This window comes from Sandaracinobacteroides saxicola, assembly GCF_014117445.1.
Lineage (GTDB): Bacteria > Pseudomonadota > Alphaproteobacteria > Sphingomonadales > Sphingomonadaceae > Sandaracinobacteroides_A > Sandaracinobacteroides_A saxicola.
Map to the genome: position 1 here is coordinate 363,316 of NZ_CP059851.1, position 23,955 is coordinate 387,270.

At 70.0% G+C, this 23,955-nt stretch carries 21 protein-coding genes and 1 other RNA gene; all 22 read right to left on the bottom strand.

The features are described 5' to 3' along the window. Complete coding sequence (gene moeB, locus H3309_RS01810) at window positions 1-1,395, bottom strand: molybdopterin-synthase adenylyltransferase MoeB (RefSeq protein WP_182296976.1); 1,395 nt, start codon at window positions 1,393-1,395, stop codon at window positions 1-3. After that, a complete protein-coding gene (locus H3309_RS01815) occupies window positions 1,380-1,823 on the bottom strand; it encodes a Mov34/MPN/PAD-1 family protein (protein WP_182296978.1) in 444 nt (147 codons plus the stop codon). The genes moeB and H3309_RS01815 overlap by 16 nt, the downstream gene beginning before the upstream one ends. Next, window positions 1,804-2,496, bottom strand: a complete 693-nt coding sequence (locus H3309_RS01820) for an ABC transporter ATP-binding protein (RefSeq protein WP_182296980.1) — start codon at window positions 2,494-2,496, stop codon at window positions 1,804-1,806. Before H3309_RS01820 ends, H3309_RS01815 begins: the two co-directional genes overlap by 20 nt. 32 nt (window positions 2,497-2,528) lie before the next feature. After that, a complete protein-coding gene (locus H3309_RS01825; RefSeq protein ID WP_182296982.1) occupies window positions 2,529-3,596 on the bottom strand; it encodes an efflux RND transporter periplasmic adaptor subunit in 1,068 nt (355 codons plus the stop codon). Between the two features lie 3 nt (window positions 3,597-3,599). After that, window positions 3,600-4,808, bottom strand: a complete 1,209-nt coding sequence (locus H3309_RS01830) for an ABC transporter permease (protein ID WP_182296984.1) — start codon at window positions 4,806-4,808, stop codon at window positions 3,600-3,602. Next, window positions 4,805-5,968 (bottom strand): ABC transporter permease, encoded by a 1,164-nt coding sequence (locus H3309_RS01835; protein ID WP_182296986.1) that lies wholly within the window; start codon window positions 5,966-5,968, stop codon window positions 4,805-4,807. Before H3309_RS01835 ends, H3309_RS01830 begins: the two co-directional genes overlap by 4 nt. Further along, the gene (locus tag H3309_RS01840; protein ID WP_182296988.1) at window positions 5,965-6,861 is read right to left on the bottom strand and encodes a thiopeptide-type bacteriocin biosynthesis protein; all 897 of its coding nucleotides are present in this window, start codon (window positions 6,859-6,861) and stop codon (window positions 5,965-5,967) included. Before H3309_RS01840 ends, H3309_RS01835 begins: the two co-directional genes overlap by 4 nt. After that, complete coding sequence (locus H3309_RS01845) at window positions 6,858-8,342, bottom strand: hypothetical protein (RefSeq protein WP_182296990.1); 1,485 nt, start codon at window positions 8,340-8,342, stop codon at window positions 6,858-6,860. The genes H3309_RS01840 and H3309_RS01845 overlap by 4 nt, the downstream gene beginning before the upstream one ends. Beyond that, on the bottom strand, window positions 8,339-10,255 hold the full coding sequence (locus tag H3309_RS01850) for a TOMM precursor leader peptide-binding protein (RefSeq protein ID WP_182296991.1): 1,917 nt from the start codon (window positions 10,253-10,255) through the stop codon (window positions 8,339-8,341). The genes H3309_RS01845 and H3309_RS01850 overlap by 4 nt, the downstream gene beginning before the upstream one ends. Further along, on the bottom strand, window positions 10,252-12,063 hold the full coding sequence (locus H3309_RS01855; RefSeq protein ID WP_182296992.1) for a hypothetical protein: 1,812 nt from the start codon (window positions 12,061-12,063) through the stop codon (window positions 10,252-10,254). The genes H3309_RS01850 and H3309_RS01855 overlap by 4 nt, the downstream gene beginning before the upstream one ends. Before the next feature lie 5 nt (window positions 12,064-12,068). After that, a complete protein-coding gene (locus H3309_RS01860) occupies window positions 12,069-15,860 on the bottom strand; it encodes a lantibiotic dehydratase (protein ID WP_182296993.1) in 3,792 nt (1,263 codons plus the stop codon). Then, window positions 15,857-16,612 carry an ABC transporter permease gene (locus H3309_RS01865; protein WP_182296994.1) on the bottom strand — a complete coding sequence of 252 codons (756 nt, stop codon included), beginning with the start codon at window positions 16,610-16,612 and terminating at the stop codon, window positions 15,857-15,859. The genes H3309_RS01860 and H3309_RS01865 overlap by 4 nt, the downstream gene beginning before the upstream one ends. Then, window positions 16,609-17,460: an ABC transporter ATP-binding protein gene (locus tag H3309_RS01870; protein ID WP_182296995.1), complete on the bottom strand. Its 852-nt coding sequence runs from the start codon at window positions 17,458-17,460 to the stop codon at window positions 16,609-16,611. Before H3309_RS01870 ends, H3309_RS01865 begins: the two co-directional genes overlap by 4 nt. A 91-nt stretch (window positions 17,461-17,551) precedes the next feature. Next, complete coding sequence (locus H3309_RS01875; protein WP_182296996.1) at window positions 17,552-17,740, bottom strand: thiazolylpeptide-type bacteriocin; 189 nt, start codon at window positions 17,738-17,740, stop codon at window positions 17,552-17,554. A gap of 98 nt (window positions 17,741-17,838) precedes the next feature. Then, a complete protein-coding gene (locus H3309_RS01880) occupies window positions 17,839-18,267 on the bottom strand; it encodes a DUF2141 domain-containing protein (RefSeq protein WP_182296998.1) in 429 nt (142 codons plus the stop codon). Window positions 18,268-18,498: 231 nt separating this feature from the next. Beyond that, an RNA gene (gene ffs / locus H3309_RS01885) (signal recognition particle sRNA small type) lies at window positions 18,499-18,589 on the bottom strand. A gap of 26 nt (window positions 18,590-18,615) precedes the next feature. Then, the gene (locus H3309_RS01890) at window positions 18,616-19,365 is read right to left on the bottom strand and encodes a hypothetical protein (protein WP_182297000.1); all 750 of its coding nucleotides are present in this window, start codon (window positions 19,363-19,365) and stop codon (window positions 18,616-18,618) included. Between the two features lie 44 nt (window positions 19,366-19,409). Beyond that, window positions 19,410-20,174: a precorrin-2 dehydrogenase/sirohydrochlorin ferrochelatase family protein gene (locus H3309_RS01895; RefSeq protein WP_182297002.1), complete on the bottom strand. Its 765-nt coding sequence runs from the start codon at window positions 20,172-20,174 to the stop codon at window positions 19,410-19,412. Beyond that, entirely contained in the window at window positions 20,174-21,043 is an 870-nt protein-coding gene (locus tag H3309_RS01900) for a UTP--glucose-1-phosphate uridylyltransferase (protein ID WP_182297004.1), read from the bottom strand. The genes H3309_RS01895 and H3309_RS01900 overlap by 1 nt, the downstream gene beginning before the upstream one ends. Next, window positions 21,040-22,311, bottom strand: coding sequence for a diaminopimelate decarboxylase (lysA, locus tag H3309_RS01905; RefSeq protein WP_182297006.1), 1,272 nt, complete (start codon window positions 22,309-22,311; stop codon window positions 21,040-21,042). Before lysA ends, H3309_RS01900 begins: the two co-directional genes overlap by 4 nt. Continuing rightward, complete coding sequence (locus H3309_RS01910) at window positions 22,311-22,577, bottom strand: hypothetical protein (protein ID WP_182297008.1); 267 nt, start codon at window positions 22,575-22,577, stop codon at window positions 22,311-22,313. The genes lysA and H3309_RS01910 overlap by 1 nt, the downstream gene beginning before the upstream one ends. Then, window positions 22,574-23,938 (bottom strand): argininosuccinate lyase, encoded by a 1,365-nt coding sequence (gene argH, locus H3309_RS01915; protein WP_182298421.1) that lies wholly within the window; start codon window positions 23,936-23,938, stop codon window positions 22,574-22,576. Before argH ends, H3309_RS01910 begins: the two co-directional genes overlap by 4 nt. Window positions 23,939-23,955: the final 17 nt, after the last annotated feature.

Genomic DNA, 23,955 nt, shown 5'->3' on the forward strand with positions numbered 1-23,955 from the left:
TCAGGCGGCCCGCGCGGCGGGGCCGCAGACGGCGCAGTGGGGATCGGCGGCATGGCGCAGCTCCCGGAAACTGCCGGCGAGCGCGTCGAAGCGAAGCGCCCGCCCGGACAGGGGCGCGCCGAGGCCGAGCAGCAGCTTGAGCGCCTCGGTCGCCTGCAGCAGGCCGATGACGCCGGGCAGCACGCCGAGCACGCCGCCTTCGGCGCAGGACGGGGCCAGTTCCGGGGGCGGTGGCGCGGGATGCAGGCAGCGGTAGCAGGGGCCGCCGGGCAGGCCGAAGACCCCGACCTGCCCGTCGAAGCGATAGACCGAGCCGTGGACGACTGGCAGGCCGAGGCCGACGGCGACATCGTTGATGACATAGCGCGCGGCGAAATTGTCGGTGCCGTCGATGATCAGGTCATAATCGGGAAAGATGGCGCGGGCGGCGGCTTCGTCCAGCCGTTCGCTGTGCAGGCGCACAGCCACATCGGGGTTAAGCGCCTGCAACGCGTCGCGGGCGCTTTCGGTCTTCAGCCGGCCGATGCCGTCGGCACGGTGCAGGACCTGGCGCTGGAGATTGGAGGGATCGACGATGTCGGCATCGCAGATGCCGAGGGTGCCGACACCGGCCGCCGCGAGATAGAGGCCGGCGGGACAGCCGAGGCCGCCGGCCCCGACCAGCAGCACCCGCGCCGCCAGCAGGCGGGCCTGGCCTTTCTCCCCCACACCGGGAATGGCGAGGTGGCGGAGGTAGCGCCGCCGCTGGGCATCGGAGAGCTGCGGCGGCAGTTCGACCGCCAGCCCCTCGGCCTTCCAGGCTTGTAGGCCGCCGTCCAGGCTGACCACCCGTTCATAGCCAAGATAGGCCAGCGCCTGGGCGGCGAACAGCGACCGCACGCCGGACTGGCAATAGCAGAGGATGGGGGCGGTGCGGTCCGGCACCAGGTTTTCGATCGACTGTTCCAGAAAGCCGCGGTCGGCGTGCACGGCGGAAGGCAGATGGCCCTGGCCCCACTCCTGCGCGGTGCGCACGTCCAGCGCGACGGCGCCATCGGCCAGAAAGGCGAGCGCGGCCGCGGGCGCCATGGTCTCCACCGCCGATTGCAGTTCGCGGCGCCAAGTGGCGAAACTGCGTGGCGCGTCGCCGCCGGCGATGGCGGGCACCAGTTCCAGCGTGTCGGCCGGGCTGACCGGCGTGTCCACGCCATCGAGCATGCGCACATCCTGACCGTTGAGGAACAGCGCGACGAAGCTGCGCAGCCCGTTTGCCGGATCCATGATCTGGTCGCGCAGTCGCGGGTGCGCCGCGGTCAGCGCGTCCAGCGCCTGGATGATGGTGCTACCGGGCATCGCCAGTTCCGCGGTGCCACCGGCGAACGGGCGCAAGGTCGTGGGGATCAGCACGAGCGGCATGGCTGGGTCTCCTGGATGAGGGGCTGTTCGTGCCAGGCGTCGGCGGCCGTGATGAAGGCGCGCAGCCCGGCGGGGGCGATGATGATGTGCAGCGTGCCGGGAAAGCCGCCGGCGGTGGCGATGTCGCGGGGCGATGGCTGCGGTGCGCCGCGCGGGTGGCCGTGGAACCAGCCGATCAGATCGAGCCGGTCCTGTCGTGCCAGCGCGGACGAACGGGCGCTGTCGGCGGGGTCGATGGCAAAGCCGTTGAGCGGCGACGGGGCCCGGTTCGGCAGGGCGACGGCATCGATGACTCTGGCGCCGGCTTCGTCGTGGCGACCGAGCAGCGCGCCGCAGCATTCCGCCGGCGTCGCCGCGGCAGCCGCCGCGACGATGGCGGCCCGCGCCGCCGCCGACAGCAGGACAGGATCAGGCCGGGACGGCGGCATCGACAAAGCGCCCCTTGTCCAGCGCCAGCGTGGTGCGCGCATGGTCGGCGGCCATGCGGTCGTGCGTGACCATGATGATGGTCTTGCCCAGCTCCTCGTTCAGCGTCCGCAGCAACTCCAGCACCTCGGTCGAGGCGTTGCGGTCGAGGTTGCCGGTGGGCTCGTCGCACAGCAGCACCTCGGTATCGGCGACGATCGCGCGTGCGATCGCGACGCGCTGCTGCTGCCCGCCCGACAGTTGCGAGGGCGGCCGGTGTCCGCAATGGCCAAGGCCGACGAGATCGAGGGCGACGCCCACCCGCCGTTCCCGTTCCGCCCGGCCGAGGTCGGTCAGCGTCAGCGGCAGCTCGACATTGCGCGCCGCCGTCAGCATCGGCAGGAGGTTGAAGGACTGGAACACGAAACCCACGTGCCGCGCCCGCCAGACCGTCAGCTCCGCCTCGCTCATGCTGTCGATGCGGCGACCATCGTAGCGAAGCTCGCCGCTGTCGGGCCTGTCGATCCCGCCGAGCAGGTTGAGCAGCGTGGTCTTGCCCGAGCCCGACGGCCCCATCAGCGCGATGAAGGCGCCGCGCGCAATGTCCATGTCGAGACCGTCGAAAATGGTGACGGCGTCATCGCCGCGGGCGTAGCGTTTGGCGATGCCGGACAGGGTGAAGATGTTCGCTTGCATGACAGTCTCCTCGGGCGCGGGATGGAAGGGGCTTACAGGAAGGCTACCCGCGCCCCCATGTCGGGCAGCACGCGGGGGTCGGGGTCCTTGATGGCGATGCGCACCTGCAGCGTGCCCTTGGCGCGGTCGGCGCTGGGCATGATGCGGGCCACTTCGCCTTTCAGGGTCAGGTCGGAAAAGGCGTAGAGGCGGATGTTGACGGGCTGTCCGATCCGCACCCGGCGCAGCATCTGTTCCGACACGTCGACGACGATTTCCAGGGACGCCATGTCGACGATGGTGAGGAGGCCGGTGCGGGTGAAACCGCCGCTGGCGCCGGCCGGGGCCAGCAGTTCGCCGACCTGGGCGTTTTTCTCGACCACGATACCGGCGAAGGGGGCACGCAGCGTGTAGTTCTGCAACATGGTCATCTGCTGCTGGATCTGCAGCCGCTGCACGGCCATCTCGTCCCGCGCCACTTCGAGGAGGGTCTCGGCGGTTTCGACAGCGGACTGTTTCACCTCCAGCCGGGCGGCGGTCGAGAAGCGCTTTTCGAACACCGCCTGTTCGCGTTCCAGTTCGTGCTGCGCATGCAACAGTTGCTTCTGGGCGTTTTTGACGCGGGCGATGATTCCCAGCAGCTGCGTTTCGGCGACTTCCACCTCACGCCGCGCGAGGCTGTCGTCGAGATGACCGAGCACCTGGCCCTTGGCGACACGATCGCCGGCATCCACCTCGACCGCGGTGACCACGCCGGCGACGCGGGTGGAGATGGTGGCGCGGCGGGTCGCCTGAACGAAGCCCTGCGCCTCCAGCGCGGCGGCCGGGGCCGGAGCGCCGGCGGCGGTGGATCGAACGGCGATCGCCGCCGGCGCCGGCGCGGCGGCGGGGGGGCTGTTGCCGAACATCAGCCAGACGATGACGCCGGTTTGCGCCAGCAGGCCGGCGCCGAGCAGCCAGCCGCGTCTGTCGCGCCGCCGTGCCGGTGCCGGCATCTCCCGCGCCACCGGCGCGCCATCGCGGGCGATGACCAGGCTGCGCAGCCGGGCACTGCGGTCATCGGGCACGGGCGCTTCGGCGCGCGGCGGCGGGATCGTTGCAGTCAGCGGTGCGGACGCCATGGCTCAGGCCCTCCTTTGGAAAACGGATTTCAGCGTCGGCAGCGAGCCGCCGAGCAGCCCCAGGAACGCGGCGAGGCCAAGGCTTTGTGCAAAGGCCAGCGCGTCGATGCGCAGGTCATAATTGATGGTGGTGAAGCCGCTGCCGATCATCGTGGCCGGCGCGCCGTTGGCGGCGAGCCAGACCAGCAGCGTGCCGGCCACGCCGCCCGCCAGCGCCAGCAGGATGGTCTCCATGACCGAGGCAAGGACGATCGCCGCATTGGAGAAGCCCAGCAGCCGCATCACCCGCAGGCTGTGCCGCCGGCCTTCCAGGACGATCAGCATGGTGTTGAAGACGCCCGCAAGCGCCCCGATCGACAGGATGCCCGCCAGCGGCCAGCCCATGTACATGATGAGGTTCGAGGTGTTCTTGACCTGGTCGTGATACAAGGCACGTTCGGTCAGCGCATCGAGATCGAGGCGCGGGTCATGGGCCAGGAAGGCCTTCAGCGTCGCCATGCCCGTGGTGCCGTCCAGCCGGGCGCGGATCGACTGATATTGGTTGTCGCGGTTGTAGGCGGACTGGACCGCCCCGATGTCGGCGAGATACTCGCCCTCGAACACCGCGCTCGCCAGTTCATATTCGCCGACCACGGTCCAGGTGCGGCCCGCCAGCATGATCTGGTCGCCGACGCGGCTGTTGCGGACACTCTCGGTCAGGCGACGGCCGGCGATCAGCTCGTAGCGGCCGGGCGTGAAGCTGCGTCCGGCGGTGATGCGGAAACCGTCGCGCAGCGCCAGGCCGTTGGGGCCGAGGCCGCGCAGCGTGCTGTTGGTGCGCGCCCCGTCCTCGATCTTGCGGCCGCTGACGGTCATGGTCAGTTCCGGCGACAGGATGGCACCCGAAGCCCCGCGGACGATGCCCGGCGCACCCGCCAGCAGTTCGATCTGCTCGCGGCTGATCTGGCTGTTTGCTTCCGACTGGCTCTGCCGGCCGATCAGCACCGCGACGGTTTCGGACCCGGCGCTGCGGGACGCGGCGGCGAAGCCGCGCGACATGCCGAGGAAAGCGTTCAGGATGATGACGACCAGCATCACGCACAGGAAGATGGTGAGGCTGGACCAGTGCGCCTGGCGCATGTTGCCAAGGGCGATCGGGCCGAGTGCCCGGACCTGCCGCAGCAGGGAGGGGCCTTTGTCGGCGGCGGTGTGGACGGTGCTGGTCATGGTCATGCCTGCTCCATGGCAAAGGCCTGAACCGGGCGGACCCGGAGGGCGATGAGGGTGGGAAGAAGCGCGGTGCCGACGGCGAGCAGCAGGGCGGCGGCGATGCCTTGCGCCAGCACGACCAGCGGCAGGGTGAGGTCGGGCAGGATCTGTGCCATGTGCGTGGTGATCCAGCGGTTGAAGACGGAGGCCGCGGCCAGCCCCAGCGCCGCCCCGCCGCCCAGCAGCACCGCCGTCTGCCCGGCGACCAGGCGCCAGACCCGCGCATCGGAAAAGCCGAGCACGCGCAGCACGCCGATGTCGCGCGTGCGCTGCCGCATCGACAGCGTCATGCCGCTGGTGACGACCAGGATCAGCGACAGGAAGGTCACCGCCATCACGATGCGGATCATGCTCGCGACATCGCCGAACTGGGCGAAGAACTCGGCATGGAACGCCTTGTCGGTGGCGGTCGAGGTGGGTGCGCCCGAGCCTGCGAACGCCTGGTCGATCCGCTGCGCCAGCGCTTCGGGCGCCAGGCCGGCGGCCGGGCTGACGACGAAGGTGCCGACCGTATCGCGCCACAGGTCGCGGTTCTGGTTGAGATAGCTGTAGTGGAAGATGGCGAAGTTGCGCCCGCCGCCGGAATCGGCGCTGCGGAAGGTGCCTGCGATGGTGAAGGTCCAGGCGGGGTCACCGGCCGGGGGCACGAACAGGATGCTTTTCAGCGGGATGGAATCCCCCGGCTTCCAGCCATATTTGCGCGCCAGTCCTTCGGACACCAGGATGCTGCGCCGGTCGGCCAGGAAGGCGCGGCGGGTGGCGTCGGTGACGATCATGTCCGGGTGACCATCGAGCCAGGGGGCGGGATCGACCGCGAAGGCCATCAGCATGTCGCGCTGCTCGCGGTAGAAGGTGCCGGCCCAGGTCGCGTGGCTGACATGCTCCGCGCCGGGGATGCCGCGCAGCCGCTCCAGATAGGAGATTGGCAGCTGCTGCATCAGCCCGGCCTCGTGCGTCACGATCAGGCGGCGGCCGGTGACGTCGCTGTCCCCGCTGTTGAGCGAGAAATGCATCGAGCCGAGGATGCCGAACGTGAAGAAGGCGAGCACCACGGTGGCCAGCATCAGCAGCGTGCGGGTGCGGAAGAAGCGCAGGTGCGCCAGGATCAGCTTCAGTTCGGTCATGCGGCGAGCTCCTGTCGATCGTGGCGGGAATGCGCGAGAATGTCGGCCAGCCGGGCCTCGACCGCGGGCGGCAGGCCGAGCCGGTTGTTCAGCATGTGAAGGTGCGAGGCGACGATCGCGCCGATCGCCGGCGAGACATCCTGTCCGGTCGGCTGGCCGTCCCATGGTTGCAGCAGGCAGCCCGCGGCGGCCAGCACCCGCAGCCGGTCGACGAAAGCGGCGATTTCGCGTTGCCAGATGGCGGCGGGGGCGAAGGCGGCAAGCATGGCCGATGCCGGCGCACCGGCGGCTGATGGGGCGTTGCCGCGCCAGAAAGCGGCGTAGGAGGCAAAGAAGCGGGTTCGCGCCTCCGCATCGGGCGCCACGACGTCGGCGGCGGCCGCCATCAGGGCGAGCGCGGCGGGCAGGCGCCGTTCGGGATTGGCGACCGTGGCGGCGATGATGGCGACCGCCAGGCGGCTCGACCGCTCGAACAGCCGCTCGCTCTCCGCCATGGCATCGGCCCCGCCATAGCGCTGCCACTCGGGCTCATAGGGGATGAGCAGTGCGCTGCCTTCGTCGAACCAGGGCAGGGTCGTGGCGTCCACCGCGGCGCCATCGAAGCTGTGGCCGGCGTAATAATGGTTGCGGGTGGGCGGCGTTTCGCTGGCCCAGGCGTCGAGACCGTGCGCGAGCGCGGCGCGGGCGCGTTCCGGATCGCCGGCGAGCCTGCCTTGCAGCCGGATGCGCAGATGTGGCCCTCCGTGCCAGTAGCGGATGAAGAACCACCCCGAAACATCGCCGGCGCGTTGCCAGTCCTCGACCAGCGGCCGCACCCGCTCGGCGAGGCAGGCATCGGCCCGCGCCCGGTCGGACAGGAAGAGATGGACCGATGTCCAGGGTGCGCGCGTCACAGCAGCTCCCCCGTTGGATTGGCGCGCCGGGCGAAGCCGGCGACGACAAGATAGAGCGGCAGGCCGCCCACCGGCAGCACGGCTTCGAGCGCCGCTTCGCGCATCATCCGCATCGGTCGGGCGAACAGGCCATAGGCCGCGCAGGCCAGGGCGAAATCATGCGCGGCGGCACCCGCGGCCAGATGGGATTCGCGCAAGGAGGCGTCGCCCAGCTGGGCCACCGCGGCGCGCGGATCGACGGCGACGAACAGGATCGCGGTCGCCGTCGCCAGGTTCACCCGCATGCCGCCATAGGGCAGCATGGCGCCCAGTTTCAGCGGCAGCGCGATGCCCTGTTCGATGATCGCGCCCGAGGTGTCGCAGAGCGCCGGGCCGCCCCGGTACGATGCCCAGTAAAGGGTGAAGCGCAGCATCGCCTCGGCCGCGCCCCGCGGCCTGACGGCGCGCAGGCCGCGCCACAGCCCGTCGATGTCGGCGGCGAGATCGGGGCGGAGCGGCGCCAGCGTGGCGGCGATGCCGGAGCGGTCGTTGCCGGCCGTCCGCACGCGCATGGTGCCGAGCAGGCCGATGGACGGCGGCGTGATTGCCTGCGCCGTCGACGACGCCGGCAGGCCGGGTGCCGCCGGCGGCGCGTCGAAGCAGCGATGCAGCGCCGCCAGTGTCGGAAAACGCTCCGCCAGCGCCGGCGGCGCGACGGCCTCTGCGATCACCGTTTCCAGGGCCGGCAGATCGTGAACGTCGAAGCCGTCGAGCCTCAGTGGAAGGGCAAAGAGCGGCAGTTCGAGCGCCGCTGCGCGACCGCTGCCGGTAAAGCCGGACATGGCGCGCGCGGGCTCTTCCGCCGGCAACAGGCCGAGCGCGCGGGCGAGATGGCCGGCCTGGGCAAAGCCGTGGCCGGCCTCCAATGCGCAGGGCACGTCCGAGAAATCGCCATATTTGCCGGCGATGCGCCACACTTCGGCGACGCACAGCAGGGCCCAGCCGCTGGCGTGCATTGCGGGCGCATCGTCGGGGTGCATGTCGTCGTCAGTCGGGCGCAGGGCATGCCAGTCGCCATGATACACCCATTCCCGCCGCGTTCCGTCGGGGCTCAGGTGACGGAGCGACCAGCGCAACGGAAACAGGCCACGTGCCGATGGCACCGCGCGGTGGATCGCGCTTTCCCCCAGCGGTTCGAACCGCATCGGCGCCGCCAGATAGCGCAGCAGGAGCGCGACTCGCTCATCGGGCCGCAATCCCGTCACGGATGCGCACGGCGTGCCGCCGACATGATCGGCCAGCGTCGAGATTTCCGCCGGCAGGTCCGTGGAAAGCCGGTACAGGCGGGCACGCCGCATGCGCGTGCTCGGCGCGATGGGGTCCGTGTCGTGGCCGAACACCGGGACATCCAGCCGTTCCAGCCGCTGGTAGCCGGTCAGCGCAAAGACTTCCATCGCGCCGAGGCGGTCCCGTTCCGGGGCGGAGACGGCCAGCCGGTTCATGGGAAATTGTGCGGCCAGGGGTTGACGTTGTCCGGGCCGAAGCGAAGGTCGGGACGGCCCCGCGCCGCGGCCCAGCGGTCGAGCCGGGGATAGCTGATGCGGCGATGCTGGTGCCCGAAGGTGACTGGCAACAGCCCCGGCACGACCAGTTTTGCAGCGGCAAGGCCAAGTGGCTCCAGGGCCGGGAAGCCGAGGTCGACGAGGATGGCTTCGTCCGCGGCAATCGACACGCGGGACAGCAGGGCGCGCAGTTCCGCCGTCGAATCGTCGCACGCCAGCGCCGGTCGCGCGCCGCGCCGCTCCGCCAGCGTCTGCATTCCACCGCCATGAAGGAAGGCGAGCCGGTCGATGCTTTCGGGCAGGCTGTGCAGGAGGACATGATCCTCCATCCGCTGCACGGCCGAAGGATCGGCGAACAATTGCCGCGCCCGTGCGCGCGACGCGGGCATCGACCGGCGATAGACGCCCATCGATGTCGTGATCTCGACCAGCGCGCCGAACAGCGCCTCGTCGATGCTGTGGTGGCTGGCGGAGGCGCAATAGCTTTTGACGGGCGCATCCTCGCGCGGATCGACGATCATGCCGAGGACGACCGGCACGGCAATGTCGCCGCTGAGGTCGAACAGCCGGATGTCGAAACCGGCCGCGCGCGCGCGGGCGATCAGGGCTGCCGAACCCGGTTCGTCGACGCTGGCGGGATCGATCCCAACGGGCGGCAGGCGGCTGTACCAGGTGGCGAGATAGGCATCGCGCTCGATGACCTCGTACAGGCCGGACACAGCCGCTTCCTCCAGGCTGCCGCCCAGCGCGCATCCGTTCGACGAATCGAAGACGAAACGATTGAGCGGCCGCCCCGGCTGGTCGGTCAGGCCATAAAAGACCAGCTGCGCCGGGACCAGGCGCGGTGCGCCATCGGGCAGGGCATGGCCCCAGACCCAATCGAAGGGCAGGTCCGCGTTCCAGCGTTGCAGGCGGAACCCCGGCTCGCTCTCCCGTGCCGGGTCGTGCAGGATGAAGCGCCGCGGGTCGACCACATGGTTGCCGTGCGCGGCCCGCATCGCGGCATGGCTGCCGCGCTCGATGCGTTGCGCGCCGCGAGGGCGTTGCCCGACGTGGCGCTCGATCGCTTCCAATATGGCCACCAGTTCGGAGGCCGCCCGCGTGCCGGCGCGGCCATAGCCCATTTCCACGCCGGCGCTGCCGGGCAGGCGCATTTCCGCCGCCGCCAGCGGCATCATGTCCGACCCCAGGTTGGCAAACACATGGTGCACGATCCCGCTCATCGGATCGACGAAGGCATCCCGAAGCGCGGTGAGACTCAGCCGCGGGTTTGCGGCGCGGCGGGCACCGGGGGGGCGGGGGCGGGGGGTCAGGCTCAGGGCGGCCGGGGCGCCGGTCGCCGCGGGTGGGGAGCAGCGATGACAGTCGGACAGCGGCAGGATGCGGTGGCGGCTGACGGTCAGGGTGTCGGTGGCGATACGCAGCAGGGTGTCGGAGGACCCAGCCGACACCGCGTGATGAAGCAGCGCGACCAGTGCATCGAAGGCGGGTGCGGGCAAGGGGCCGCCGGGCTCGGTCGCGCGCGCCGCCGGCGCATGGTCGGGACGACCGCTGTTCAGCGTGAGCCGTGCCTCGACACAGGCCGGGCAGATGGCGGCTGGTCCGTCGGCGGGCAGCAGCGGCCCGATGCGGATGCTGCCGGCCGTGACCGCCACCGGGATCAGCGTGATGCCGGCGGCCTTTGCGTGATCCTGCTGCCGGACGGCGGAGGCGGCGTCGGCACGCCGATCGTAAAGATAGAATTGAACCTCGGCCGCCTTGCCATGGGCCACCGAAGGCGTTGCAAAACCGGCGGCCAGACGCCTTGCGAGACCGTGGCAGGCGTCGTCGGCGAGGATCATGGCCGCGCTCACCGCAGCATCCCCTGCGCATAGCCGCAGTGCACCAGCGGCGGCAGGCCCAGTTCCTCCAGCTGCCGATAAAGCGGTTCGGCGACGAAGGGCGTCTGCCGCAACGCCCCGCGCCAGTCGGCGGCGGGCGGCGCGGACAGGGGTTCGACCGGATCGCCGGAGAGGTGCGGAACGCCGGCGAGCTGGAGCCGGCTGACGGCCTCGCCGAGCGCCTCCGTGATGGCCTCCACAATACCGCCGCCCACGCTGCGGGCCTGCGGCGCATCGCCCAGCCACAGCTCCGCGACGCGCGCCGGGCCCAGCGGCGACCAGTGGAGTCGCAGGCGTGCGGGACGGGGATCGATCCAGCCCAGAAGGCGGGTCAGCAGGCGGATTTCCGGCGCGGCCAGGGCTTCATCCGGCAGCCAGGCGCTGACGGCGCTTTCGCGGAACAGGGGTGATGCCGCGAAGGCGGCGGTGCGGGCCGCGGCGCCACACGCCTCTGCATCCCAGCCCACGGCGATGGCGGCACCCGGCCGCATCAGCGGGTTCGCCAGCCGCGCCACCGCGGCGCGCAGCGCGCGCAATCCCGCCTGGCCGAAATCCACGCCCCAGCCGAATACCCGGGTCGAGGCCGACGCACCGGAGGCGCGCACATCGATGGCGCAGTGCATCAGCGGCATCTGGCGCGCCTGCGGATCCTCAACTTGGCTCAGCGGGCCGAGCAGCGGATCGAACCAGGGGTCCAGCGCCATCCTGATCGTCTCGTAGAGTTCGAGCGGCCGGTCGGGCGGCAGATCGTGACGGGGGGCGTGGACGAACGCGGGCGCGCCGCGGGATTGCGCCGGCACCCACGCCGGCGCCACCACCGGCACCACGGCATGGCGCGCGCAGGTCAGCGCCGGGCTGACCACCAAGGCATGCGCCCGCCGCGCCTGATGATCGAAGCCGAAAAAGGCATGCAGGGCCGCCTGGGCGGCGACGCAGCCGAGCACCGACAGTGACGCCGGGCTGTGGTCCTGGCCACCCACCGGCGCCGGCGGCAGCCAGTGCAGCAGCGCGGCCACGCCCATGCCGTCCGGTTCCGGCGGCGGGGCGACGCAGGCGTGGCCGGCGAACAGGCCGGCGATCACGCCCGGCACGGCACGCTGGCGCAGCGTCGCCTCGATCGCCAGGGCCGTCTTGGCGCCCATCGTGTCCGCGACATGGAGGACAAGATCGCCGTCGGCGGGCGGCGCGTCGCCCGGCTGCTGTCGCAGAACCACGGCACAATCGGGGGCCGCGCGGTCGGTGGTGGCCCGCAGCACTTCGGCCGCCGTGATCAGCGACACGCCGCGCCAGTCGATGGCAAGCTCGGCACAGCCGCTCGCCGCCAGCGCGCCGGCGGCCGCCTTCAGGGCATAGCCGCTGCCGACGACCACCACCCGCGCCGCCCGCCAGCGTGTCGCCGCGTCGACCAGCGCGGGCCCATGCAGCCGGTCTTCGAGCAGCTTCATCAATTCGTCCAGGCCATCATGGCCGGTTCGTGTGCTAACCCAGCTCTCCTGCGGGTGCACCGGCACCAGCATGTCGTGATCGATCAGCGATTGGGTGACATGCGTCAGCACCGTCCTCGCCGTCGCGGGCGCCGCCGCAAGGATGGCATCGAGCGGCCGGCCGCGGTCGATCATCGTCACGAAGCGTTCGATCAGCGGATACAGCCGCACGTCCGGCAGCAGGAAGGAGCGGTCGCCGGCCTCGAACCAGACCCCGCGATCGACCAGCCCGAAATAGACATAGCTTTTCAGGCGGTGAGGGCCGGACGGCGGCACGGTTGCGGCTTGGCTGGCCATCGCGCTCACCCCGCCGCCTGCCACAGCTGACGCCAGTCGCGCCCGGTGGTGCGCTCGATGGAACTGGCGGTCAGATGGCACAGCAGGAATTTCTGCGCCGGGGCGACATCGAGCAGCGGCAGCAGGCCATAGAAGAAATTGACCGTGGCGCGATAGGCGAGGAACGCGGGTGCCCGCTGGGCGGCGCGGCCCCGCTCGCTCTGCAGGAAAATCTCGGCGATGTCGGTGATCCGCCGTTCCTGCTCCGCCCGCAGCAGGTCGGCAGGCGCCTGCGGGCGCAGGCGTTCGGCAAGGTCGGCGTGAACGGTGGCGTCGGCGATCGCCGCATGATGGGCATCGACGACGGCCCGGTTCGCCGCGGCCGTGCGCGCCAGCAGCGGCAGCCACGCCGCGAGGATCCGCTGCGCCGCCGTGGGTCCGGCGCTGTCATGCTGCCGGTTGCGGATGGCCTGCGTGATGGCGTCGGCGCGCGCGCCGAGCATGGCATCCACCGCATCGAAGCGGCGGCGCGCGGCGCCCCCCACATCATGCGCCGCGAAGAAATAGTCGGCGTGGGACCGGATCGACATGAAGCCCTGGGCCATGCCGCCCTCGCTGTAGCTGTCGGCGGTGGCTGCCAGCATGCCGTGCAGGACCAGCAGGAACCTGTTGGGATCGGTCAGCTTCAGCTCGCGCAGGGCGAAGGCGATTTCCATGCTGCCGCTCAGCAGGTCGGCGCGCACATCGGCGAAGGCCGGATGGATGAGGGCGGTCGGGGCGCGCCACGGCACCAGACGGACGCTGTTGTCACGCCGCAGCGGCAGATAGGGGCCGGGTTCAAGCTCGAACATGCCCAACCGCTTCGACAACAGGTCATAGCCTTGCGGATCGGGCGCCGTATTGCTCGGGTTTGCCTTCAACCAGCCTTCCAGACGGTCGAGCGCCGCGGGAAACACCCGCGCATGCAAGGCGGAGGGTTCGCATTCCACCACCAGTTCGACATGCGGCCCGAATTTCCACCGCGGCATCGCCCAGGCGCGGCTGACGGCTTTATCGGCGCGCATCGCCGATAAAGTCGGCGCGATCGCGTCCGCCATCAGGCGGGTGCGGTCGGGGTCGAAATAGCCGACCTCGATGCGGAACCACTGACGCGCCGGCGTCGGCACGGCGCGGGCGGGCCGCGTCAGCTCGAAATGCAGTTCCGCCACCCGCGGCTCGCCGCCGACCTGCACGATGCTGTCGCCGAAAGCGGGCAACAACTCGCTGATCGACAGTGTGAGCCGGCTGCGTTTCAGCATGTTCTGCAGCAGCCGGACGAAGCGCGGGCTCGCCAGGTCGACGAAGAAGGGCTTCATGTCCTTGAAGTTGACGGCACCCCAGTCGATTGCCTTGCCCTCCCCGGCGGAGGGCAGGGCGCGAACGAAGAAGCGCTGCGGCAGCCCCAGCCGGGTCTGCCAGCGCCGCGCTGCGCGATAGAAATCCAGCGGCGGCTGCGCGGCCTCGGGATATTCACCCGGACTGACCAGCCAGGTTTGGCGCAGCAGCAGGATATCGCCCAGCCGGATGCGCGGAACCCTGCTCACCGTCTCGCCGGCGGCCAGGCTGCGCGCCGCCAGCGCCTTGGTGATGGCAAGGCTCGGCCCTTCGGTGAAGGCAAGTGCCAGCACCCGGTGTAGTTGCGGCAGCAGGCCGGGGATCAGCAGACCCTGGTAATGCAGGTCGAAGGCGCGACCATTGCCGTCGCGGAAGCGCAGGCGGTGCAGGTCGGGATCGTGGAACAACCGCGTATCGGCGAGCGCGATGCGGTCGATGCCCGCATGGGAGGGCGGGAAGGGCGGCACGTCCAGCTCGCGGGACAGCAGCGGCGGGTGGCGATTGGCGTTGAAACCGAACACGCCCGGCAGCTCGACCGCCGCCGCCTCGGCCGCCGTGGCCAGATAATCGCGCGTGTCGGCCAGCGCGTCCTCGTCGGCAATCTCCAGAAAGCGCGACAGGATCGAACTACGCCCGCCGAACACCTGGTTCAGCACCAGCGTGTCGCGGCCATCGTAGCGCGCGACCTGCACAACATGGCTGTAGGAGGCGCTGCGGGCGCGAAGGGTCGGCGGCATCATGTCGACGATCGCCCGCAGCGTGTCGAGGTCGAGGTCGATGTCCTCCCCGTGCCGCAGCAGCGTTTCCAGATAATGGTCGAAGGCTGCCTTCGCGCGCAGCAGGCCGGCGGTGCAGGGGCCGGGTGGCGTGGTGCGTTCGCTGTCGAATGGGCGGTCCAGCACGCCCGGTGCGTAATGCGCGTCGAACTCCTCGAGGAAGGCGCGTGGATCGCCGCACTCGCCTCCTTCACCGAAGCGGGCGACAAAGGCATCGACCATCCGCGAATGCAGCTCCTGATGGGGATCGAGCAGCAGCGACAGGTCCTGCAGCACGGACAGGGCGTCCGCATGCGGTGCCAGCAGCGCGGACGACAGCGGGGTCTCCGGGGCACCGAGGTAGCAGTTTTCGTGAAAGGCCGGCCGAAACAGCGGGCTGTCCGTTTCCGCACCGGTCAGGGCGGCGACCGCCCGCACAGCGTTGCCGACGATGGCCGTGGCCGTGGCGTGCGCTTCCGCATCATCGCTGCATAGCGTCGCCAGCGCGGCGGCAACCTGGTCGAACTGCGCCAGTAGCGCCGGCGCTTCGGGATGGCGCAGCTGCCCGATCAGCGCCGTGGCCGCAGCGAGCGGATCGTCCTGCTCGAACAGGCCGGCGTCCACCTGCAACAGGCCGATGTCGAACAACTGCCGCAGGAAACGGTCGATGCCCGGGGCCAGCGCCGGGGCGCGCTCGACCAGCGCCGCTGCCAGCGTCGACAAGGTCAATTCGCGCCCCTGTAGCAGCGATTCGACAAGGCGGATCGCGCCATTGTCATCCAGCTCGGCACGCGCCAGGCCGGCGCCCCAGGTGCGGCCGGAAACCTCGTTGCCCGGTGTGGCGCGATAGAAGGCGATCCGCCCCTGGATGCGCCCTGCCGAGGCATTGAAGCGCACGGGCAGGGTTTCGCGCACCAGGTCGAAATCCGCCAGCAGAGGCGCGAGCAGGTGACGCATCAGCCCCGCCTTCACCGCCACCCGCCGCCGAAGCCCCGGCGGGAAGTGCAGGCCCGTGCCGCCGCTTTCTGCCCAGCGGCCGACGCCGATCACCGTGAAGGAGGACAGCGGGCTGGTCTTGGTCGAGGCGCGGGCATGATATTGCAGCAGCGAATCCTCGAAATTGCGGGTGGTCTTGGCATCCGCCGGCGTGCCGGCGACATGCCGGGCCAGCTTCGCCAGCAGGACAGGGTTGGCATAGCCCAAGGCGGCACGAAGATTGGATCCCGCCAGCAGAGACGGCAACGCCGGCACCCCATGGGCCATCTCGGCCTCGAAAGACCCGGCCAGCGCTTGCTCCGTCGCGTCGATGGCGACGGAAAGCGCCACCAGCCGATCGAGGACGCCCAGCAGGTCGGCCGGGACATGACCGGCGAGCGCGGCGAGGTGTGCGGGCTTGGGCGCCTGTCCGTTGAACAGCAGGCGCTTTGCGGCCAGCGCGGCGCGCGAGGCGTCGCGGTCAGCCAGCCCGGGGACCAGCCGTTCCAGTTCGGCGCAGGCGGCCGGCGCATCGGCACCGAGCGCGGCACGCAGGCTGTCGGCATGGTGCCACAGCCGATCGGTTTCGCCAGTGCCCAGGGCATCGAGCGGGGCGGTCGGCTCCCCCGCGACCCGCACCACGAACAGCGGGTGCAGATGGCAACCCGCCAGCATCATCGCGGACGGCACGCCGGCGGGCGAGGCCGCGGTCATGCCACGCCCCGGCGGAACAGGTGGGCGGCAAGGCTGCCGGCGGCGGCGCCGATCACCACGAGGATGATCGAGGGCAACAGGGCGTCCGTCGTGAGGAAACGACCTTCCCAGCCCAGTCGCATCGCCTCCACCACATAGGTGAAGGGCAGGAGCTGCGCCGCCCACTGGGCAAAGCGCGGCATCGATTCCAGGGGCATGCCCGCGCCCGACAGCAGCAGCATGGGCTGGATCAGCAGCATGCCGGCGTTGAACGCCGCCGCCGGCTTGCTGAACAACGCCCCCAGCAGAAACCCGCAGGACAGCAGCGCGAAGGCGGCGAGCAGCGCGGGCAGCAGCAGGTTCGGCAGTGACGCGCGCGGCACCTGCCCGAACAGCACAAGGCCGGCGAACAGGATCAGCGCATAACCGACGGCGAACACCAGCAGCGTGCGCGCGATGGACGCCAGCCACAGCTCGACCGGCGTCGCCGGCGTGATCATCAGGCGCCGCAGCATCCCGGCGTCCTTGGCGATGGCGATGCCCGGCCCCAGGTTCAGGAAGGCGATGTTGAGCAGCACCGCGGCGGCAAAGCCCGGCGTGTAGCGGTCATAATAGCGGGCACCAGCTTCCGGGCTGTCGGTGGCGCCGAACATGGCCGCGAAGAAGACATAGAGCAGCAGCGGAAAGGCGAGCAGGAACCCCATCGCCATGCGATCGCGAAGGCACGCCTTCACGTCGAACAGGAGGAGGGCGGAAAGCCGGCCGGGGTTCATGCCGCTGCTCCCGTTATCGTGCCCTGGCCGACCAGCGTGGCGTAGGCCTCATCCAGACTCGCGGCACCACGCGCCGTGGCGACGACCGCGTCGACGCTGCCGGTGGCGACGAGGCGCCCGCGGGAGAGCATCAGCACGCTGGTGGCGAGCGAGCGCACTTCCTCCATATAATGGGTGCTGAACAGCAGCGTGCGACGGCCGCCGTCGTGCAGGCGGCGGATCAGTGCCCAGAAATCTTGGCGGGCGATGGGGTCGAGGCCGACGGTCGGCTCATCCAGAATGACGAGGTCGGGATCGTTGATCACCGAAAGCGCCAGCGCGAGACGTTGCCGCTGGCCGCCCGAAAGGCCCGCGATGCGCCGGTCGACGAAGGCATCGAGCCCGAAATCGGCGATGAGGCTTTCAGGGCTGATGCCACCCGGCTCCAGCCTGGCGAACAGCCGCAGATAGTCGTGGGGGGTCATCTGGCCGTAGAAGCGGCTGTCCTGCAGCTGCGCGCCGATGCGCAGGGCGGTTGGGGCGGTTGGGCCGGCGCGGCCACCGCGCCGGTCGAGCAGCACCGAGCCGGCATCGGGGCGGCGAAGGCCCATGATCATTTCCAGGATGCTGGTCTTGCCGGCGCCATTGGGCCCAACCAGCGCGGCCATCTCGCCGCGGGGAACCGCGAACGAGACGTCATCGAGCGCCATGGTGGTGCCATATCGCTTGACGACATGCAGGAACTGCACGGCCGCCGGGCTGGCCGAAACGGCGCGCCCCCGGGGGGCGGGATTGCGCCGGTCCGGCTGAACAGGGCCCCGGGGAGACGGCCGCACCGCATCTGCGATTGCCTGAGGTTCCACGGTCATGATAGTCTCCCGAAGGCCGGACTGTGACGGGGTTGCTGTTCGGAAGGGCGCACCGGCCGTGGCTGCGGACGGTGCGCCCGACATGATCGGCTCAGTTGAGCGCGACGCACGAGCTCGAGCCGCAGCTCGAGCAGCTGTTGCACGAGCTGATGCCGCTCGATGCACCGGTTTCCGGAAGCGCCATCGCTTCCTTGAGGCTGATCACCTCAAGGCCGTCGATCTGCAGGTCCGAAAGGTCCAGAGCGTCGAAGCTCAGCTCGTCCTGGGGTTGAAGGGACATGGTGTCCTCCTTGAAAAAGCCGCCTGTGGCTGAGACTGGATGGGGCGGCCGCCATCCAATGCCGTGCCCTGTCCCGCGCGCGGCGGGCGCTGTCGCGATCAGCTGAAGTAGCGCAGCTTGACCGCGACCGTGGTCGAACCCTGGACGCGGAATTGCGAGCGTTCGAATTCCGGGCGGTCGGGCGTCGGGTTGGCGATGTTGCTGAAGCCGATGCCTTCACGGATGAAGGTCAGCTGGTCGTTGGCGTCCTCATCGTGGAACAGCGCGATGGCATAGGTGCCATCGGGCACGTTCGGGATGCTGACCTTGGTGCTGCCGGCTTTCGCCTTGGCCGCGACCTTGAAGGTGCAGCCCTGCGGGAACTGCTGCCCTTCGCGGCACATCGAGATGACGACGTTGCCCTTGGCGCTGCGCACGCCTTCGACATCGACCGTCAGTTGGCTGCCGCTGGCCGCGATCACCGGCAAAGCTGCGGCCATGGCGCCGACCGCAAGCGCGGCGGCCATTCCGATTTTCATGTTGGTCATGTTCATGCTCCTGCTTGCAACCGGCCAGCGCCGGGCAGGAGCAGAAGGTCATGGGTCGGGGGCAGAGTCAGCGATGACATCCGTCACGATGTCGGAGGGCATGATGCAGACCGTGACATCTGTCACCCGATCCGGGATGGCGGGCGTCATGTGGGACACTTCCGGGGCGCGCACTGGCGCGTCCGGGCCTGTCGATGGTGAAGGAAAACCGGCATGCGCCGGCTGTTGGTGGGAGCCGGGAACGACCCAGCGCGAATTCGTTACGGCTGCTTCCTTCCGGACCTGACCGGGTTGGCGATGCAACTGCCCGCCCGACTCCCGCGGCGCGACATAGGGGCGAACAGGGTTTCAGGCAAGTCGCGTCATCCCCTGATTATCTGCGTGGGTGCCGGCGGCTGCCGGATCGACATCGGCACGATCATCGTCGGCGACCTGAAAATCCGTCAGTTGCAGGTCGAACCAGGGCCTGCCGCCCTGGTCGATGCGGAGGCGCCGGGGCCAGCGCAGGCCGCCATCACCGATCTCGCCTGAGAAGGTGAAGCGCTGCGTGACGAGACCCTTGCCCTGGGGATCGGGCACGCTGTTGGCCGCTGAGGCCAGCCGCGCGTCGCGGTCGAAGCCGAGCAGGGTTGGCGGTGCATCCGGATGGCTGGCCATCAGCGTATCCGGGTCCGGCCCGGGCCGTGCGCTGGCGCCCGCTTCGGTCAGCGGCAGCAGCAACATCAGGCCGTAGATCGCATATTGCGCCCGTTCGTGGCGCACCACGGCATCGGGCAGCGGCGTGCGGACGCCGGCGCGCTCCACCCATCCACCCGACGGTTCGATGATCAGTGAGCGCTGCTTGGACGGTCCTTCGCTCAGCAGCCAACTGTCCGACCGCGCCGCGCGAAAGGGGATGACGCGGGTGGAGACGCCGATCTCGATCCGCCGTGGCCCGGCGAAGATGCTCGCCCGGCCGCGCCATCGCAACAGGCGGGCGTTGCGCAGCGCGTGGGCGCCGCCGGCCCGGCGGATGGCGCGGTCGAGCAGCGATTCGGGCAGGCGGGCGGCGGCGAGCGCGCCGGCGCTGCCCAGCAGGAACAAGCGGCGGTCGAACATCGGAACCCACCTCCGCCGCCATGGTAGCGCGGCGGGGATGAGGGTCAAATCAGAATGACGACATGGCCGCGGGCGCCGGCCGGGGGCGCGGCACCGGTGATGCGCGCCGCATCGCGCCGCACCAGGGCCAGAACGTCCGCCGGGCAGTCCGCCGGATGTACCACCAGGTCGGCCTGGGCCAGCAGCCGGAGCTGGCGCAGGGTGAGGTCCTCGGCGCTGGCGGGAAGCGGGATTTCGCTGATGCTGTCGGCCGGGTCGGCGGCGACGGCAGAGAGCGCGGCGGCGATGGCGGCAGGCGCGTCCGCGCTGTCGCGCAGCGGGTCCAATGCTGCGCCGTCGGCCAGCAGCCGGCTCCAGAAGGCGCGGCGGGCGGGCACGGTGCGATGGACCGCAGCGACGGCATCGCGGGCAGCGAGAATGGCGGTGGCGAGCGTGCCAAGGCCCCCGGGCAACAAGCGCTCCAGCCGTTCCTTCAGCGCTTTCGACAGGCTGGCGGAGGCGCCGCCGGTACCGATGGCGACCAGCACGGGGGAGCGATCGACGATCGCCGGCACGGTGAAATCGCAGAGCGCCGGCTGGTCGACGACGTTGACGAGCAGGCCCCGCGCCTTGAGCCGCGTGGCAACCGCGGCGGCGGTGTCGCGGTCGTCGATGGCGACGAAGGCCAATCGGGTGGCGGCTGTCGCTTCCGCCATGACCACGCCGCCGGCGTCCTCGATCAGGCGTCGTTTGGCGTCGGCGGCGTCGCCCTCTCCCACCAGCAGCACGGTCTGGCCGCGTAGCCGGTGGAACAGCGGCAGGCTTTCCATCAGAGGTTCGTGGTCATCCAGGCGCGCACTGCCGGGCCGATGTCCGGCCGTTCCAGGGCCAGCGCCAGGTTGGCGGTGATATGCCCTGCCTTGTCGCCGCAATCGAAGCGCGCGCCGGCATAGGTGTAAGCATGAAACGGTGATTTACCGATGAGTTGCGCCAGCGCGTCGGTCAGCTGGATCTCGCCCCCGGCGCCACGCTTTCCCTCCGCCAATATGTCCATCACCTGCGGTTCGATCAGATAGCGGCCCACCGCCGCCAGCCGGCTCGGGGCGGTGCCGGCCCTGGGTTTTTCGACGAAGCCGCGCACCTCGGTGAGCGCGCCATCGACCGCGCCGGGGGCGACGATGCCATAGCGGTGTGTCTCCTCCTCGGGCACTTCCATCACGGCGATCACCGTGCCGCCCACCTTGTTCCGGGCATCGACCATCTGTTTCAGGCACGGGTAATCGGGCTGCCACAGCAGCTCGTCGGGCAGCAGCACGGCGAAGGGTTCGTCGCCGGTGATATGCCGCGCGCACCAGACGGCGTGGCCCAGGCCAGCGGGCTCCTGCTGCCGGACATAGGCGATGTTGCCCGGCGCCAGCTGCGTACCCTCCAGCACCGCCAGTTCGGCGGTCTTGCCCTTTTCGCGCAGGGTCATCACCAGTTCGCCCGCCACGTCGAAATAATCCTCCAGCGCGCTTTTCCCCCGTGCGGTGACGAAGATCATCTGCTCGATGCCGGCGGCCAGCGCCTCGTCCACCGCATATTGCAGCAGCGGCTTGTCGACGACGGGCAGCATTTCCTTCGGCACGGCCTTGGTGGCGGGCAGGAAGCGCGTACCCATGCCACCAACGGGGAACACGGCCTTGCGAACGGGTTTCATGGACGTTCCTTCAACCAGGGGGCGATACGGTCGGCGCCGATCAGCTGGTCCAGTGTCTGGCGCGGGCGCACGACGGCATAGTCGCGGCCGCGCACCAGAATCTCCGGGATCAGCGGCCGCGAATTATAGGTGCTCGCCATGGTTGCGCCATAGGCGCCGGCGGTCATGACCGCCACCAGGTCACCGGGCTGCACCGGGGTGATCGAACGGTCCTCCGCAAACTGGTCGCCGGTTTCGCATACCGGTCCGACGATGGTGGCGGTCATGCCGCCGGCGCGGGGGGAAAGCGCGCGGATGTCGTGCCAGGCGCCGTAGAGGCTGGGGCGCAGCAGGTCGTTCATCGCGGCATCGAGCACCACGAACGTCCGTTCGCCGCCGCTTTTCACCGTGATGACCCGGGCGACGAGCACGCCGGCATTGCCGACGATCAATCGGCCCGGTTCGAAGGCAAGCCGCACGCCCCAACCGGCGGTGACCCGCGCCACCATGGCGCCATAGGCCGCCGGGCCGGGCGGCGGCGGCAGGGAGGGGTCATAGGGGATGCCCAGGCCGCCGCCGAGATCGACCCGCTCGACCGTCTGGCCCTGGCGGCGCAGCGTGGCGACGAGCGCGCCGAGCTTGCCATAGGCTTCCTCCAGGGGCTCCAGGCTGGCGAGCTGGCTGCCGATGTGCGCGGCGACGCCGACCGGCCGGATGCCGGGCAGTCCGGCAGCGGTGGCATAGAGTGCGGCGATGCGATCGAGCGGCACGCCGAACTTGTTTTCCTTTTTCCCCGTGGAGATTTTGGCGTGCGTCCGGGCATCGACATCGGGGTTGACGCGGATAGCGACGCTGGCGGTGCGCCCCAGCGCGGCCGCCACCTCGGACAGGGCGTGCAGTTCGCCCTCGCCCTCCACATTAAACTGGAAGATGCCGGCAATGAGCGCTGCCGCCATTTCGGCGCGGGTCTTGCCGACACCGGAAAAGATGATGCGGCCGGCGGGCACGCCGGCGGCAAGCGCGCGGCGCATCTCGCCCTCGCTCACGACATCCGCACCGGCGCCGAGACGGGCCAGCGTGGCGATGACGCTGACATTGGGATTGGCCTTGACGGCGAAGGCGATCAGCGGATCGTCGAGGCCGGCCAGCGCATCGCGGAAGACCGTGAAATGGCGTTCGATGGTGGCGCTGGAATAGGCATAGAAGGGTGTGCCCTCGGCAGCGGCAAGCGCGTCCAGCGCCACATCCTCGGCGTGCATCACGCCGTCCCGATCGTGGAAATGGTCCATCAGCGTGGTTTTTCGACGGTGTCCGCCGGCGGCAGGTTGAAGGGATCGTCCTGCCGCACGCCCGACGGCACCGCGCCGTCATCGACCCGCTTCGGCGCCGCCTGGGCGGGCGGAATCAGCGCTTTCATGGTCGCCGCGCCTTCCTCCTTCTTCATGGCGCGCACCTGGGCGTTGGTCAGTTTGCTGTCATCGGTGGCGCGCACCAGCGCGCCCTTGTGGCCGCAGGCCGACAGCAAAAGCAGCAGCAGGACCAAGGCCGGCTTCACAGGCCCGACCTTGCCGCAGCGATGGCTTCCCGCACGCGAAACGGCGCGGTGCCGCCCAGGCTGCCCCGGCTGGCGACCGACGCTTCGACGCTGAGCACGCCGAAAACGCGACCGTCGATCCGGGGATCGACGGCGCGCAGCGCGTCCAGGGACAAGGCATCGAGCTGCACGCCGGCGGCTTCCGCGGCCTTTACCGCGCGGCCGGTAATGTGATGCGCCTCCCGGAACGGCACGCCGGCTTCGCGTACCAGCCAGTCGGCGAGGTCGGTCGCGGTGGAAAAACCGCTGGCCGCCGCCGCGCGCATCCGGTCGGGCACGAAGGTCAGGCTTTCCACCATGCCGGTCATCGCGGCCAATGACAGAGCCAGCAGGTCATGCGCCTCGAACAGCGGCTCCTTGTCGTCCTGCATATCCTTGGAATAGGCCAGCGGCAGGCCCTTCATCACCGCCATCAGGCCGACACAAAGCCCGACGATGCGCCCGCTGTGGCCACGCGCCAGTTCGGCGGCGTCGGGGTTGCGCTTCTGCGGCATGATGCTGCTGCCGGTGCTCCAGGCGTCGGGCAGCCTGACCCAGCCGAAGGGCTGGCTGGCCCACAGGATGATCTCTTCCGCCAGGCGGGAAAGGTGCAGCGCGGTCTGGGCGGCGCAGGTGAGGAATTCGATGGCAAAGTCGCGGTCGGATACGCTGTCGAGGCTGTTGGCGGTGGGCCGGTCGAAGCCGAGCGTCGACGCCGTCATCATGCGGTCGATCGCAAAACCCGTGCCGGCGAGCGCTGCCGCGCCCAGCGGACATTCATTCATGCGGGCGCGGGCATCGGCAAAGCGGCCACGATCCCGCCCGAACATGGCGAAATAGGCCATCAGATGATGGCCGAGCGTCACCGGTTGCGCCACCTGGAGGTGGGTGAAGCCCGGCATGATCGTGTCCGCATGCGCTTCCGCACGCGTCAGCAACGCCGCCACCAGCGCCTTCAGCGCGGCATCAATGTCGTCGCAGGCGGCGCGCACCCACAGGCGGAAATCGGTCGCCACTTGGTCGTTGCGGCTGCGCGCGGTGTGCAGCCGGCCGGCGTCCGGGCCGATCAGCTCGGCCAGCCGCGTCTCGACATGCATGTGGATGTCTTCGAGCGCCGGATCCTCCGGCACGCCGTCGGCTTCATAGTCCGCGTGGATGGCCCGCAGGCCCGTCTCGATCCGGGCCACGGCATCTGGTTCCAGGATGCCGGTCGCGCCCAGCATCGCCACATGCGCCAGGCTGCCGGCGATGTCCTGCCGCCACAACCGCTTGTCGAACGGAATGGAGGCATTTATCTGTTGCATCACGGCGGCAGGTCCGCCGTCGAAGCGGCCACCCCACAGGCTGTTGCTGACCTTTC

Bases quoted from the DNA above. Each gene is read 5' to 3' on its own strand.
- moeB (WP_182296976.1), bottom strand. From the start codon at position 1,395: ATGCCGCTCGTGCTGATCCCCACGACCTTGCGCCCGTTCGCCGGTGGC.
- H3309_RS01815 (WP_182296978.1), bottom strand. From the start codon at position 1,823: ATGCCGCCGTCCCGGCCTGATCCTGTCCTGCTGTCGGCGGCGGCGCGG.
- H3309_RS01820 (WP_182296980.1), bottom strand. From the start codon at position 2,496: ATGCAAGCGAACATCTTCACCCTGTCCGGCATCGCCAAACGCTACGCC.
- H3309_RS01825 (WP_182296982.1), bottom strand. From the start codon at position 3,596: ATGGCGTCCGCACCGCTGACTGCAACGATCCCGCCGCCGCGCGCCGAA.
- H3309_RS01830 (WP_182296984.1), bottom strand. From the start codon at position 4,808: ATGACCATGACCAGCACCGTCCACACCGCCGCCGACAAAGGCCCCTCC.
- H3309_RS01835 (WP_182296986.1), bottom strand. From the start codon at position 5,968: ATGACCGAACTGAAGCTGATCCTGGCGCACCTGCGCTTCTTCCGCACC.
- H3309_RS01845 (WP_182296990.1), bottom strand. From the start codon at position 8,342: ATGAACCGGCTGGCCGTCTCCGCCCCGGAACGGGACCGCCTCGGCGCG.
- H3309_RS01855 (WP_182296992.1), bottom strand. From the start codon at position 12,063: ATGGCCAGCCAAGCCGCAACCGTGCCGCCGTCCGGCCCTCACCGCCTG.
- H3309_RS01860 (WP_182296993.1), bottom strand. From the start codon at position 15,860: ATGACCGCGGCCTCGCCCGCCGGCGTGCCGTCCGCGATGATGCTGGCG.
- H3309_RS01865 (WP_182296994.1), bottom strand. From the start codon at position 16,612: ATGAACCCCGGCCGGCTTTCCGCCCTCCTCCTGTTCGACGTGAAGGCG.
- H3309_RS01870 (WP_182296995.1), bottom strand. From the start codon at position 17,460: ATGACCGTGGAACCTCAGGCAATCGCAGATGCGGTGCGGCCGTCTCCC.
- H3309_RS01875 (WP_182296996.1), bottom strand. From the start codon at position 17,740: ATGTCCCTTCAACCCCAGGACGAGCTGAGCTTCGACGCTCTGGACCTT.
- H3309_RS01880 (WP_182296998.1), bottom strand. From the start codon at position 18,267: ATGACCAACATGAAAATCGGAATGGCCGCCGCGCTTGCGGTCGGCGCC.
- H3309_RS01890 (WP_182297000.1), bottom strand. From the start codon at position 19,365: ATGTTCGACCGCCGCTTGTTCCTGCTGGGCAGCGCCGGCGCGCTCGCC.
- H3309_RS01895 (WP_182297002.1), bottom strand. From the start codon at position 20,174: ATGGAAAGCCTGCCGCTGTTCCACCGGCTACGCGGCCAGACCGTGCTG.
- H3309_RS01900 (WP_182297004.1), bottom strand. From the start codon at position 21,043: ATGAAACCCGTTCGCAAGGCCGTGTTCCCCGTTGGTGGCATGGGTACG.
- lysA (WP_182297006.1), bottom strand. From the start codon at position 22,311: ATGGACCATTTCCACGATCGGGACGGCGTGATGCACGCCGAGGATGTG.